The organism is Paenibacillus sp. FSL L8-0644, assembly GCF_038008165.1.
Classification (GTDB): Bacteria; Bacillota; Bacilli; order Paenibacillales; family Paenibacillaceae; genus Paenibacillus; species Paenibacillus polymyxa_D.
The window spans coordinates 5132606-5146619 of the sequence record NZ_JBBOYN010000001.1; the positions used below are offsets into that span (position 1 = coordinate 5132606).

The 14014-nt window shown below is 46.6% G+C and carries 15 protein-coding genes; 2 read left to right on the forward strand and 13 right to left on the reverse strand.

The window, feature by feature from the left end; all coding sequences use genetic code 11:
- Positions 1 to 26: 26 nt before the first annotated feature.
- Positions 27 to 884 (reverse strand): LysR family transcriptional regulator, encoded by an 858-nt coding sequence (locus NSS94_RS23240; protein WP_039271679.1) that lies wholly within the window; start codon positions 882 to 884, stop codon positions 27 to 29.
- Between the two features lie 182 nt (positions 885 to 1066).
- Between NSS94_RS23240 and NSS94_RS23245 the strand changes: the two genes are divergently transcribed.
- Positions 1067 to 2044 (forward strand): DMT family transporter, encoded by a 978-nt coding sequence (locus NSS94_RS23245; RefSeq protein WP_318627967.1) that lies wholly within the window; start codon positions 1067 to 1069, stop codon positions 2042 to 2044.
- A 96-nt stretch (positions 2045 to 2140) separates the two neighbouring features.
- Here NSS94_RS23245 and NSS94_RS23250 read toward each other — a convergent pair whose 3' ends face one another.
- The 11 genes from NSS94_RS23250 to NSS94_RS23300 form a co-directional block, all read right to left on the reverse strand.
- The gene (locus tag NSS94_RS23250) at positions 2141 to 4129 is read right to left on the reverse strand and encodes a methyl-accepting chemotaxis protein (protein WP_341040226.1); all 1989 of its coding nucleotides are present in this window, start codon (positions 4127 to 4129) and stop codon (positions 2141 to 2143) included.
- Positions 4130 to 4282: 153 nt separating this feature from the next.
- Positions 4283 to 4690 carry a DoxX family protein gene (locus tag NSS94_RS23255; RefSeq protein ID WP_341040227.1) on the reverse strand — a complete coding sequence of 136 codons (408 nt, stop codon included), beginning with the start codon at positions 4688 to 4690 and terminating at the stop codon, positions 4283 to 4285.
- A gap of 118 nt (positions 4691 to 4808) precedes the next feature.
- A complete protein-coding gene (locus tag NSS94_RS23260; protein WP_029518605.1) occupies positions 4809 to 5669 on the reverse strand; it encodes a M56 family metallopeptidase in 861 nt (286 codons plus the stop codon).
- 2 nt (positions 5670 to 5671) lie between these two features.
- On the reverse strand, positions 5672 to 6085 hold the full coding sequence (locus NSS94_RS23265; RefSeq protein WP_013312429.1) for a BlaI/MecI/CopY family transcriptional regulator: 414 nt from the start codon (positions 6083 to 6085) through the stop codon (positions 5672 to 5674).
- Positions 6086 to 6095: 10 nt separating this feature from the next.
- Positions 6096 to 6221, reverse strand: a complete 126-nt coding sequence (locus NSS94_RS23270) for a hypothetical protein (RefSeq protein WP_275041150.1) — start codon at positions 6219 to 6221, stop codon at positions 6096 to 6098.
- A 10-nt stretch (positions 6222 to 6231) separates the two neighbouring features.
- Positions 6232 to 7071, reverse strand: a complete 840-nt coding sequence (locus NSS94_RS23275) for a response regulator transcription factor (RefSeq protein ID WP_341040229.1) — start codon at positions 7069 to 7071, stop codon at positions 6232 to 6234.
- Complete coding sequence (locus NSS94_RS23280; protein WP_023990809.1) at positions 7047 to 7442, reverse strand: Fur family transcriptional regulator; 396 nt, start codon at positions 7440 to 7442, stop codon at positions 7047 to 7049. The genes NSS94_RS23275 and NSS94_RS23280 overlap by 25 nt, the downstream gene beginning before the upstream one ends.
- 468 nt (positions 7443 to 7910) lie before the next feature.
- Positions 7911 to 8120 carry a hypothetical protein gene (locus NSS94_RS23285; protein WP_340933538.1) on the reverse strand — a complete coding sequence of 70 codons (210 nt, stop codon included), beginning with the start codon at positions 8118 to 8120 and terminating at the stop codon, positions 7911 to 7913.
- Complete coding sequence (locus NSS94_RS23290; protein WP_340957227.1) at positions 8117 to 9229, reverse strand: GerAB/ArcD/ProY family transporter; 1113 nt, start codon at positions 9227 to 9229, stop codon at positions 8117 to 8119. Before NSS94_RS23290 ends, NSS94_RS23285 begins: the two co-directional genes overlap by 4 nt.
- Positions 9230 to 9255: 26 nt before the next feature.
- Positions 9256 to 10431, reverse strand: a complete 1176-nt coding sequence (locus tag NSS94_RS23295) for a Ger(x)C family spore germination protein (protein WP_245248899.1) — start codon at positions 10429 to 10431, stop codon at positions 9256 to 9258.
- 43 nt (positions 10432 to 10474) lie between these two features.
- Positions 10475 to 12109 (reverse strand): spore germination protein, encoded by a 1635-nt coding sequence (locus NSS94_RS23300; RefSeq protein ID WP_029518609.1) that lies wholly within the window; start codon positions 12107 to 12109, stop codon positions 10475 to 10477.
- A gap of 224 nt (positions 12110 to 12333) precedes the next feature.
- On the opposite strand from NSS94_RS23300, the gene NSS94_RS23305 reads away from it, so the two are divergent.
- The gene (locus NSS94_RS23305; RefSeq protein WP_209947722.1) at positions 12334 to 13425 is read left to right on the forward strand and encodes a GGDEF domain-containing protein; all 1092 of its coding nucleotides are present in this window, start codon (positions 12334 to 12336) and stop codon (positions 13423 to 13425) included.
- A 67-nt stretch (positions 13426 to 13492) separates the two neighbouring features.
- Here the strand turns inward: NSS94_RS23305 and NSS94_RS23310 are convergent, their stop codons facing one another.
- Positions 13493 to 13966: an Rrf2 family transcriptional regulator gene (locus NSS94_RS23310; protein ID WP_029518611.1), complete on the reverse strand. Its 474-nt coding sequence runs from the start codon at positions 13964 to 13966 to the stop codon at positions 13493 to 13495.
- Between the last annotated feature and the right edge of the window lie 48 nt (positions 13967 to 14014).

The following is a 14014-nucleotide window of genomic DNA, read 5'->3' on the forward strand; positions in this document are numbered from 1 at the left end:
ATTGTACCCGAGCCCAAGCGATAAAGCTACGCCTCTGTCTGAGTGATAATCTCATCTATAAAAGACTGCAAGGTACTGGTAACAAAGGCTTCCTTACGTCGGATAAACACCGTTGTTACTTCATTGTACGGCTCAGGCATTGCATGACCGCACACAAGGCCTTGAGACACCAGCCCGCTGATCGAAGATTCGGGAAATACGGTCATTCCAATACCAGCCGCCACACTGCCGATAATCGTCTCAAATGTCCCAAACTCCATAATCTGTTTGGGAATAATTCCTTCCATTTTGAGCCAGGTTTCCAGCCGTCCCCGGTAGCCGCAGCCTTTTTTATATAAGAGAAGCGGACGAGTCGTGAGATCCTCAACGGAAAAATCATCTCCTTGGGATACAAGGACCAGCTTTTCCTGAAATACATCAAACTGTTCAATGAGCGGATGCTTGACCGGCCCGGTCACAAAGGCTCCATCCAGCCGCATTTCTGCAACCTCCTGCACCAGAGACTCTGTAACCCCAGCCTTGAGGGACAACTCGACATCCGGGTACTTGCTATAGTAAGCATGTAAAATGGCCGGGAGGGCAATGACAGTCTCCACAATGCCAATCTCCAGTACCCCCGAAGGTGCAGAGGTATTCTGAAACGCATGTTTCATTTCCTCAAATTGCGATAAAATGCTTTTCGTATATTGCAGCAGACGCTTGCCCTCGGCATTGAGGATCATTCCCCGCTTATGTCTATTAAATAAAGGTGTTTGCAGTTCCTTTTCGAGCAGCTTGATTCTGGCCGTTACATTGGACTGGACATAACTAAGCTCGGCTGCGGCCTTGCTGACACTGCCATGCGCAGCCACCGTCTGGAAAATGTTTAAATCGTTCAGATCCACTACTGCTCCTCCTTATTGTGAAGGGTAAGGGGCCATCAAAATTGACGCGCCTTGTCACTTATTATCATTTTAAATGATCATAATGTTTATTTTCAATCATTTTACCAACAGCTTCCCATCCTTTATGATGTTGTCCATAAGATATGTCCGCTGAGACCGGCAAGGAGGAGCTTTTGCACACCATGAACAGACAAATCATGACCGGATCTTTATTATGCCTAATCGCCAGTATGTCCTGGGGGGCGATGTTTCCGGTTTCGCACATTGCATTACAACACATCAATCCACTGTACTTTTCATTTTTGCGCTATTTATCGGTTACACTCATTTTAGTCGTACTATTGTGGCTCAAAGAGGGAAGGACTGCATTTCGCTTTGAGGGCAAGGGCAAGACGTTGTTATTCTTCGGGACCATGGGATTCACCATTTATAATATGGCCGTTTTCCAGGGACAGCACGCGATGGGGGCAGCAGGCACTCTGGTTGCCTCTATAATGGAAGTGCTAATGCCGATGATTTCTATTGCGATGGTGTGGGTCATGACCCGTAAAATGCCTCCGAGATATACACTAATCAGCATGGTGATTGCGCTGGCCGGGGCTTTACTGGTGATCACGAACGGAAAATGGACCTTTTTCACACTTGCCGGACAACATTTGCTACCGCTGCTGCTTATTTTCGTAGGCGTCGTCGGATGGGTCGTATATTCCATGGGAGGCAGCCATTTTGCAGGATGGTCTACTCTTCGGTATTCAACCCTAACCTGCCTGCTCGGAACTCTCGTCTCCTTCGTAGTCGTCACATTTGCCTCTGCATTCAACTGGATTGTGGTGCCGGACTGGCAGGCTGTGTGGTCAGTTAAATACGAAATGAGCTTTATGATCCTGCTTCCAGGGTTAGCGGCCCTGCTTAGCTGGAATGCCGGAATCCGAAAGCTATCTCCACTGAACGGAATTCTATTTATTAACTTTGTACCGATTACCACGCTGGTACTCATGTACTTCCAAGGTTATGCCATTAGCCGTTTTGAACTATATGGGACAGTGTTAGTCATATTCGCACTGATTCTGAACAATATGTTTCAGAGAAGTTCGCTGCGTCCTTCCGACTCACGGGATGTCCGTTTCCGTCTGGACCGCCGCAAGTCCTTCCAACGTTAACTTCTAACTCTGCAAACCAAAAATTATGCTAAAAACATTAAAAAAGCGCCTGGATACAGAGTACAATCTCCTGTATCCAGGCGCTTTTTATTATTTTTATGACTTTCCTTCAACCTGGAAACGTCCAACCAGTTCGCGCAATTCCTCTGCCATTTGGCTCAGATCCGCCGTAGATGAAGCAATTTCCTCGATAGAAGCGAGCTGTTGCTCAGCTGCCGCTGAGATCGACTCGGTGTTGCTCGCTGCCTCGTCCGAAATGTGGGCAATATCGCTCATAATATCTACGACACCTACCGTCCCCCGTGCCATTTCCTGAGTCACCCCGGTAATGTCATTGATATGCTCCATAGCTCGTTCCACGGCTTGGCTGATTTCCGCAAAGGATTGCTCAGACGTGGTTACCGAATCAATGCCTTCCGTTACCCGTGTCCGCGCTTGATGCATAGCGCCCAGAGCATGATTCATATCCACCTGCATCGCTTCAATGCGCTCCGAGATCAAGGTAGCCGATTTGGCAGATTCCTCAGCTAGCTTACGCACCTCCGTAGCGACCACGGCAAATCCCTTACCATGATCCCCAGCGCGTGCGGCCTCAATGGACGCATTCAGAGCTAACAGATTGGTCTGTTTGGCGATACCGGATATAACGCTGATAATATTCACGATTTCACCGGAGCGCTCATTGAGGGAGTCCATGGCCTGTCCGAGATCGTTAACGGTCTCATCGATGTCATGCATCTTCTGTACAGCCTGCGTAGCAGCCTTGCTACCCTCCTGAGCCGATTCGGCGTTCATCTTCACATGTTCAGATACGCCCACCATACGCTCGGATACGTTCGCTGCTTGCTGAGCAAGCTCCTCCATATTTACAGAGCCGTGCTTAACGCTCTGCACCTGACGTTCGCTGCCCACAGCCACTTCCTGGATAGCAATGGTGACATGCTCAATCGCTTGGGTTGTCTGATCTGCACCCGCAGCCAGTTCCTCCGCTGAAGAACTTACCCGATCTGTCGTTTCGTGAACGCTTCGGATCATCGTGCGCAAACTGTCGACCATGGTTTGGAAGTGAGATGACAATTCGCCTACCTCATCCGTTTTTCCGGTTTCCAAATCGCCCGTCAAATCTCCTTCACTGATTCGTTCTGCTGATTTTTGCAGCTTACGAATTGGTACCAGAACAGAACGGGTGATCAGGAAAATCGCGAGTAGCGCAATCACCAATGAGCCAGCCAGCACAAAAATGGTTACATAACGCATGGCAGCCGTGGCATCGCTAATCTCGGATTGATAGAAGGTACCTGCAATTTTCCAACCAGTATCCGTATTCGTTACATAGGTCAAATATTTTTCGTGACCTTCATGCATATATTTAAAGTTCCCGCTCGGCGCAGTATACAACGTATCAAGCACTTTCTCCTGTGGAGATGAGCCCGGTTTAGCCGTAGGATGGACTACAAATTTCTTCGTATGATCCAAAATAATGATATACCCCTCCTGGCCCACTTTGATGGAGGCCAGTTTACGTACACTTTCCAGATTTAGAGAAATCCCGATAACCCCGGACTTGTCGGAAAGTGTTTGAGACACTACGACAACAGGAATACCTGATGAATTGATGATAACAGGCGTAATTGCAACCTTACCGGGCTGCTTCATCGCTTCGATGTACCATGGGCGTGTGCGAGGATCAAAAGTCCCTTCATCCTCCTTGGGCACCCCCCGAATCATCAGCCCCTCCGGTGTACCAACAAAAATATCCGTGGCATCTTCGTGCAAACCCTTGTATTGGATCAGCTTCGGCTGAATCAAAGGGCTGTTTCGACCATCTATCATCGAGCCGTCCAGACGCTCCGCTAAATAACTCGCATCTTTAATTTTACTGGCGATTGCGTATTCAATAATTGAGTTAGCTGTCACTACCCCCTGATTCGCACTGCCGTGGAGCTGTTTTTCCATAGCATTATATGATGATTTATAGGTCGCAATGGAAATACTTAAGCTCGGAATCAGCAAAACAAGTAAAAAGCCTAAACTTAGCTTGTTCCTGAGTGTCCATATCGTTTTTCTCTTTCGCGTTGTTCCCATGTTTTTTCCCCTTTGCTCATAAAACGATATATTTGAATTACATTCCGTGTTAGTTATATCGGTTGAAAGTAGCAAATGATTTACAATGAAATTTCACAAAGGGGAAAAACAAAAACGCGCCCTATAAGACTAAGGGCGCGGTTATATGAATATTTAGACCTGTACGTTACTGTTTTCAACCTTTTTACGGCCAAATAACTGATCCACTGCCAGAAAGCGTCCACCGACAAGCGCTTGCTGAAGGCTGGTGAACAGAATCAGCAGATCAAATTCAATCGAGCCAAAAGGCTGTCCTTTTTTAGCAGTGAGCAATACACCGATCATAACGATGGTCAATGCCGCTCCAGCCAGTCGTGTTCCGATTCCCAGAACCAGTGCAATACCCCCAACCAGTTCAACCGCAGCGACCACAGGAGCCATCCAGCCAGGGAGTCCGATACTTTGGAAGAAGCCGGAGGTTCCGTCTAGTCCCTGAAACTTTTGTGCACCGTGAACGATAAAAATAACCCCTGTAAAAATCCGTACCAACAATAATCCAATATTCATAAGCGTTTGATTCATTTGCTCATCTCCTTTTAAATTGTATAAAAATTCTGCAATAAACTACACACTGTAGTGTATTACACATTGAGAATCGGTAGCGCAAAAAGCGCCACCTGTAGGAAACATCTTGCCAAACTTAGATTAGCGCCAGTGCAAACATAAGTGTCAACATCACTAGCACATAGCTGGAAAACATAATCGAACGCCAAGGCATTTGAATGACAGGTTCTTGCTGAGGGTCTAAAATACGTGAGATACGATAGTTAATGGACGTTTCTGCAAACGAGGAACAAGCGGCGGAGTTTACCAGGCGAGTATTGGCAGGCGTCATACTCAGAAGCTTGAGCAATGCGCTCCCAATCCCAACTGGTGAACCCGCTCGATGAATCGCTTCGTTATCAGCCAAAATTTCACGGGCCGTCTTATAATGATGGGTAATGTGACGTAGCACCGGCAAGTAAAACAGCTGTTTAGCACATACTTGCAGCAACCAGGTCTTCAACGGATCATAATGTTTCATATGATAGGCTTCATGGTATATGACAGCTTCTTCTTCGTGTTTGTCCAGTACAGACAATAGTGCAGAGGACAATACAATACGTGGCTTCCATAATCCCATGGTGAAGGCGGCTGGCTTGGCATAATCAATGACCCATATCCGATCGGTCCCGAGTTCACCATATCGCTCACCCAGTGCTTCGGTCAGCGGCAGGTCACGCATTCGGTGCAGTCTGCGAAAAGCTGCCCTGGTAGCCATACACTGTCTGACTGCTTCTCCTCCGGCGATAGCGAAGGTAACGAAAACCAGCCCGCTGAGCGCATCCACCATGTAGCCGATTCCGTAATGCTGTAACAAACTTCTGCAAATTTGAAACACGTTATAATTCAATTTCCAGCCGAAAACATGCTGCCCGGCGTACATACCCATCTGTATAAGGGCGAAACCCGAAATCAAGGCGCCTGCTGTAAACAGTAATTTAGAACGTGTTTTCCACATCGCTACATATCCTTTTTCCATTGTTTAATTTTTTGTTCCAGACGTTCGATCAACTTCGGATCGGCCACCTCCAGAGCATCAATCATATGATTGACAGCAAGCGGACCAAATTCGTCCACCAATTCGTGACTCAGTCCCTTGGATTGCTCATCCATGAATTCTTCCCTGCTTAAAACTGGACGATATAAAGACGTTCTCCCACGTATACTCTTACTCAGTATTCCCTTTTCCACTAAACGGTTCATCACGGTCATTACCGTATTGAAGTTAAAGTCCCGATCCCCCTCCAACGCGGTCTGCACTTCTTTGATACTCCGATCCGAAGTGGACCATAAAATATCCATAATTTTGGCTTCCAGAGGTCCGAAAAATCGGTTAAGCCCGGTTTCGCCAGCTTTAAAATTCAGTCGTTTCATAAGAAGCACCTCACACTACCGATTGTAGTGTATATCTCCTGACAAAGTCAACCGTCACACCTAATGTCAGTTTCTTCATGGAATCATATACAAACCGCCGAATGTCTCCATCCGGCGGAAATTCATCGGTATTCATAACTTTCAGCTCAATCTGCCAATCTGTATCCTACACCTCTTACGGTTGCAATATATTCAGGTTCTGCTGGCCGATCATCCAGCTTCTTGCGCAAACTTTTGACATGCACATCTACAACGTTGCTGCCGCCTACAAAATCCGTCTCCCAGATATCGTGCATCATTTGCTCGCGGGAGATCACTTTGCCTTGAGCATCAATCAGCTTCAGCAGCAAATCGTATTCTGTTTTAGTCAGATTCAATTGACTCTCTTCTTTATATACCAGCATTTTATCTCGGTCAATCCAGATGTCCTTGAACACCGTACGACGGCTGGCTTGCGCTGCCTGACGGGAAGTTGCAGGATGGCGTACAATCATCCGTTCAATGTCATGCACCATATGATTGGAAGCCAGCGGCCACACCAGCACCTCTTCTGAAGGAAGCAGCTCATGAGCATGTACAGACACCCGATCCTGAACCACGTACATAACTGGTGTGTCTTTCATGTGTTCTACCTCAAGACGATTGCGAATATCCAGTAATTCACTCTGTGGTTCGGTAGCGGTCAAATCGTAAATCAAGAGATCGCTTCCCAGATGACGCTGCACTTCAGGTTCCCAGCGATGGAAAACCATCACATCAAAACACGCATCTGACAGCGTACGCACCAACCCGTGAACTACACCCGGTACCGAACTGATCAGAATGATACGACGTGTAGTTGGACAATACAAAGGCTCATTGGAAGGAACGGTCTGCACCGTAGGTGCAGAGGGAGCAGCTAACATCGATGTCCAACTGCCCTTCACCCGTCTAGGCATGTCAGCCACTTTGAAACGATTTGTTATCTGATTCGCTTGCTTTGACATTCCTTACACACTCCTCCGAATACGACATGGGCATGGGCAATATTATACCCCGTTTCATGCGCAACCGTGTCAATCCAATCATGTGGGACTTCACTCATCACTTCATCTACTCGGCCGCATACCTGACAAATAATATGCTGATGATCGTCCATCCGCCCGTCATAGCGACTCGCAGCTTCCCCCAGCTTCAATTCACGGATTAATTCCTTATCCGTCAAATAACGCAGTGAATTATATACCGTTCCATAGGCCAGATTATATCCGCGCTCCATCAACCGATTCATAACATCGGCCGCAGTAGGATGATCGTGAGCTTCACGAACCACATCATATACCGCTTGGCGCTGCGAAGTTAAATTTAAAGTTCTCATACCGCATCTCCCTTAACCAACGCAGATTATATTAATTACAAACTTACAATCATATTAAAGATCAATTTAGAATAAGTATAAATCTTAATTTATTTCAAGTCAATGGTATCGGATAAATTGAACGGCTTTGCAACACAATGTATACAGGAGTACATGCTTAGCTTATTTATAATCGGAGGGATATTTTATGAAGATAGTGTGGATATTCACGCTCTTTATGCTGCTAATGCTCGGAACAAGTATATCGATAAAATGGCTTTCTGGTGTTCATCATCCTTGGGAGCCTATTTCATTGGCTTTTTTCACTATGCGACCATCAGAATATGTCGTCCTGGCAGGAATGCTTATAGTGTTCTTTATAAATGTGGGCAAAAAGCCAAGAGGAAACGCATTTCGCTTCCTGTTCTCACAATGGTCACGTTTCCTCAAAGTTCCTACTTCCTCCTCTGCCTCTCCGCAAGAGAGTCATCAGAAAGAACAAACAAGGAAAAACGTAAACAAATAATGAATGAATACAGATGAGGGACAGTCATCCAAATTCAAAGTGGCAATCCGTGTATTCCGTTCATATTCATTATCCATATTAATAATGACCGCATTTCCCAGAATAAAATGGAACATCAGAATGAGCATTTGACCCGTACTGATGTATGTTTTGTCGGCAAGACGATGACTCATGAGACATTTTCCTCTCCTTTTTTATTCCGGGTCTTTCTCAGCCATGACACGATTAGCAGCAAGATAGGAAAAAACACGGCAAATATCGGAAACAGCCATTTCAGCACTAACTCGCCTGTTTGAAGGTGATCTTGATAGCTCAGTGCCATCAATACACAAGAGACTAACATGATAATCCCAAATGGCAGGATCAGTTTATGGTAAGACACTCTCAATACATCCTCTGCGGCTTTAACCGCGGCATAATAGAAGATGAAAATTTTAAAAAAATCAAAGATAATAACGCTCATAACGCCGATGACATCGACTCTGTCGATAAAATCAGATATTTCGACCTTGCTGATCATCGAGAGTAGCGGGTAAGTCGCCCGTTTGAACACATCCTCTCCCAGTGCAAGCACATTGGACAGTGTAACCATAGACAGGAGCAGCCCCCCCAGCAATATAGCAGAGACCCCTACCCCATTGGCACGATAGCCTTTTTTTAATGTGGGGAGAATCATCGCAAACGTAACCATCTCGCCGTACGGTAGCATCACAGCTTGCGAATAAACAACTTGCCATATCGGCTGCCAGCCATGCTCGGCTATGGGCAGTATATTGCCCACATCTACAATGCCTGCCAACAAAACTAATATATTCGTAGCCAGGCCCAGCAGTAGCAGCAAAATCAACATGATGATGGCCGTCCGGCCTGCAACCTCGATTCCCAAATACACCACATACATGACAAGTCCAATCATTAAGGCACAAATGACTGTCAACGGCGTATGCTGAAGTGTCCGGTCGGCAATCAGGATCCCCGTATCCCGAAGATCCCGTGCTCCGCCGTAAAGAAAAAACACGATATATATAAAAGCAAGCGCACTCCCTGCTTTCTTGCCCAAAAGGGCTCTGCAGTACTGTGTCATGAGCAAGTCGGGAAAACGTCGGTGAAGGCTGCCATAGCATACAAAAAGCATTGCCCCCAAAACCGTGGAAATGAGGATGGCGATCCACGCATCCTTGCCCGCATTCCTTCCGGGAATAGACATCATGGATGTGCCCATCTCAAACAACACCATAAGAGAGATCATCTCTTTTGCACCTATCCGTGTCTTTTTTTTCATGGCCTTCCCTCCTTGCTCTATTTTCACTAGTCTGATTCCCCCTTGGAGTATGGGTTAGTCCGCGACTGAGTGTGTTTCAGTACAGAAGTCACTTGAATACGGACGGTGCTTTCCGCAAAATTACGGCTCCATTCGGAAGAGAGTCTTTTCCATTGTTTGGGATAGCTCCTCTCCAGCGCAAGGCCAAAGCCTATTACATCGCTACGGGTACGCTGAACCTCTCTGACTGTTGAAGTGATCACTTTTTTCGTCTCCTCTGTCCATTTCTCCTGCAGTCTTTTCATCGCCTCCGGACTTTGTAAGTTAATCGAGCACTCGGCTTCCTGTACCGCCCCGGTCTGTTTTAGGTTAATCACAAAAACAGGCTCCCCTTGCTCCATCCGTGTGTGTATATTGGTTGAAGAGAACAAGGTTTCGATGCCAATGGTTTCCCTATCCTTACCGCAGCTCAGTGTTGTTTGGGCACCTTTCACCTTGTTGTTGATCATAGACAGTCCAATGGCCTGATCATCATCCAACCAGCGGACAAGCCGATCCTTTTTGAACACCCCCATTCCCTTAATATGAACAATAGCTTTCGGTAAAATATTGTCCACATTGTTCTTGCTTGAGGCCTGCTCTAAATTCCCATTGACCCCTATGCCCGTCAGCACAGGACCGCCACCCTTATGAGACATGCTGCGAATCACATCGTCGATAGTCACCGCGTAATCCCCGGCATACAAACGCTCCGATGTTTCCAGCTTTCCTGAAATATCATTGGCGGGAATACGACCGATTGCGGTCATGATTGCCAGTACATCCTTCCCAGTATTACCGCGTGCCACCAGCATTTTCACCGGCAGCCGGATTTCTGTAGACCTTTCCAGAGAATCCATCATATCGCCGATTCCAGCCCGTGCCAGCTTTTCACCAATAACGATCAGTTTGGTATGCGCCAAAGAAATGATCCGCGGAACCCTTTGTGAGGCTCTGCGGAGCGCTTGAAACAGATTTTTTCCCTTTTCCCGATACAAAACGACTGGAGTATCTCCTCTCGCTTTGGCTCCGGCGATTTCATCTGCTACGATCACCTGTAGGGAAACCTCATAATCCGACTCCCCAACCAAATCAATTCCTATCCCAGCTACTACTGCTCTCTGGTTTAACTCCACAGAATCCCAGCAACCGGATAACAAGGGAGCGAACAGTAGTAAAACCAAACACAGCCCCCCTATTCTCCTCTTAAAAGTTACTGCACTTTGTTCATTCCTCTTCCGCTGATACACCCTGATTGCCCCCCTCCTGCATCGGTGTGGTTTTATCAGAAGAGGAAATCCCGCTTCCATCCTTCATTCTTTTCTGGTTCTTAGATGTAATGCTTTTAGGACGCTTCCTCATCATCCAGAACGGGAGTCGCAATACGGCATCCTTTTGACTCTCCAGCACAAAAGGGCTGAAAGGCGCCATGTAGGGCACCCCGAAAGAACTCAGACTGTTCATATGAGCAATCAGCGCAATCAACCCCAATGTAATGCCGTATAGCCCCATAAACGCTGACAGTATCATGAAAATAAACCGGCACAATCTCCCGGCCACTGCCATGTTATAGGCTGGGATTGCGAAACTGGCTATTCCCGTCAGGGCTACTACAATTGTGAGCAGCGGGGTGACGACTCCGGCTTCCACGGCCGCTTGACCCAACACAAGCGCTCCTATAACGGAAACCGTTTGACCACCCGCACGCGGCATTCGAATACCCGCCTCACGCAAAATCTCAAAGGTAATCTCCAAAATAAACGCCTCTAGAAATGCCGGAAAAGGAACGGATTCCCGCTGAGCCAATATGCTGATCAGTAGTGGAGTCGGTATCATTTCATAATGGTATGTTGTTAAGGCAATGTAGAGAGAAGGCCCTAGAATAAGAATAATGAAGCTGATATATCTAATGAGCCGAACAACAGTCGCCATATCGTAACGCTCTTCATAATCCGAAGAACTCTGAAAAAATTGGGCAAATACTGTAGGCATCACCAGTACAAACGGAGTCCCGTCTACGATGAGCGCCACTCGGCCCTCCATAATATTGCTGCTGATGGTGTCGGGTCTTTCCGTGTTAAAAATCGTTGGGAATGGTGTGAAATGATTTTCTTGTATCATCTCCTCAACCATGCCGGACTCAAATATAGCGTCAATATTGATGTTTTCTATCCGTTTACGAACCTCATCTACGACGCCTGGATTTGCAATGTTCTTCATGTACAGCATGGCCACATTCGTGAGAGACGTGCTTCCCACTTGGAACATCTCCAGTGTAAGATCGGAGCTTTTAATCCGTCGCCGGACCAGAGAAATATTCGTGAATAGGGATTCTACAAATCCCTCTTTCGGTCCTCTGACGACTGTCTGTGTTGTTGGCTCGCTGACTGCGCGTGTCTCTCCCCCACGCGTGCCGCACGCAATCGCTTTTTCGCAGCCTTCCAATAAGATGATCGTGTCCCCCATTAACAGTTGTTCCATCATGGAACTCCAATCATCGCAGTCCTTCACTTCTCCCAGTGCAAGCGCATGACTCTGTATTCTTACGTACAGCGCTTCTGCATTCTCCGCCTCAGCAGCCACTTCAGCAGATGGGCGGCTAAGCATGGATCTCATGATGAGTTCATTCACCGTATCCGTTTTAGCCATACTATCTAGAAACACAATAGCGGCGGGAACCTCCGCCCTCAGCCCCAATTTAAAGCGACGCATCAGAAAGTCTGGGCTATCTGACGTCAATTTCTTAATTTGCTGCAAGTTGGTTTCCAAACAAGTATCGATTTTTAGATAGCGCGGAGAATTTCCATTGTTCTTACCCGCACCCGACTTTTTATTATGTTTGCGATAGGGATAGCGAATCATGAGCAAACCTCATCTCCAGTAAGGCAGCAATAGATACCGCCCATTTTTCCTTATTCTTGTATCTTTGGAGTATGCTCAATCTATTCCCAGTTATGCACCAAATACGTGAACGAAACGTTATAAGCGTACCCGCGTAATAAATTTCAATAAATTCTTCATTTGCAAGCTTAATGTCAGTTTTTTTGATAAAATGAAGAAATATGCCTCTCGGGAGGGTTAACATCTTGTTCAGTACGTTTTTTGTAAATACCTGTATCCTTGTCACCTTTTTGTACATAACCGGCCTCATATCACAAAGATATAAAATCCGTCTGCACACCTTGAAGCGTAAGATGCATTGGATTGGAGGCGCCCTTTTTGGGTGCTACGGCATTGTCATGATGTACTATTCAATTCCAGTAGGATTTAATACGATTGCCGATCTTCGTCATCTGGCCATCGTAGCTACCGCCACTTACATCGGCGGCCCAGCAGCGCTCACGGCTACTCTGTTTATATGTATAGGTAGATTATTGCTGTTTGGTATTAACGATCAAGCCATCGTAGGCGCTATTTTTATGATACTCGTTGGCCTGGGGTGCGCTTTATTGTCACATCTGTCCTGGTCACGTTTACCCAAGCTGATGATTATGAACGTTTTTGCTTTGGGCATTATATTCTGTCCCCTTATGATTAATTTGAAAAATCTTGATGATGTTCTGCACGTGTATCCGCTCCAATTCTTCATTTCCATGGTCGGCGGATGTCTTCTGTACCTCATTGCTGAATCTATCAACACATCCAATGAGCTGTTACTTCGTCTGGAGCATACCTCCTACACAGACCATCTCACTAATTTAAGCAACAGAAGGCAGCTTGAGTTCTCATTGGAAGAGAAGCTCCCTCAAGCTCGCCAACGTCATGAGCATTTATCCGTACTGGTGTTGGATATTGATCACTTCAAGGAAGTCAACGATACCTACGGACATGCCGCAGGAGATGCAGTGCTGCGCCAGCTTGGACAGATTTTAATGGAAAAATGTCGTCCTAATGATGTAGTCACCCGCAGCGGGGGAGAAGAATTCACCGTACTCTTGCCGAATTGCGCTTTTCGGCAAGCACTTCGCATAGCTAATCAAATTCTTAGCGGAGTAAATCAGTATGAGTTTGTTTTAGCGGACGGGTTTATTCTTAAAGTCACCGTGTCCATCGGCGTGACAACCTTTCCAGGTACCGGGGAAGATATGTCCGGGGCAGCCCTATTGGAGCAGGCAGATAAAGCTCTATACGAAGCTAAAAATGCAGGACGTAACCGGGTTTGCTCATATGAAATATAATTTGAGGCATGACCATTTCATAGAAATAGCCGATACAACCCTCTTTTGAGAGTTGTATCGGCTATTATCATTTTGAATCTTCATTATGATTGCATTTCCCCACCACGAGTGATGTACGCTTGGCAAGCGAAGCCAGCGTATGGGCCCCCCATACTTCCAGCATACGTCGTTCGCTCTCGGCTAAAATTTCGGATACGGCTATCGCCAACTCCTCACAAAAAGGATTGGTTTCCGGTTCATGCATCATACCCGGGAAAATTGGATCACATATTTCAATGGCGTGGTATATATCGGCAAGTGTAATATGGTCGGCCGAACGGGTAAGCACATAGCCTCCCTCACGACCTTCGCGTGCTGCAATCAAATCTGCCTGTACAAGTCGCGTCAGCACCCTGCGCACCAAAGTGACTTCGCAGTCAATGGAACGGGCAATAGAACCGCTGGCACAGAGTTCTCCGTGCTTTTCCAAATAGACAAGCGCCTTTACCGCCACCCCAAGCCATCTGGGCGTTGCGGTGCGTAGTCTTTTTTCACTATTCAAATGAGATGACACCCCTAAGCTGTAGAAACTTCGTTGAATGCATTGTAC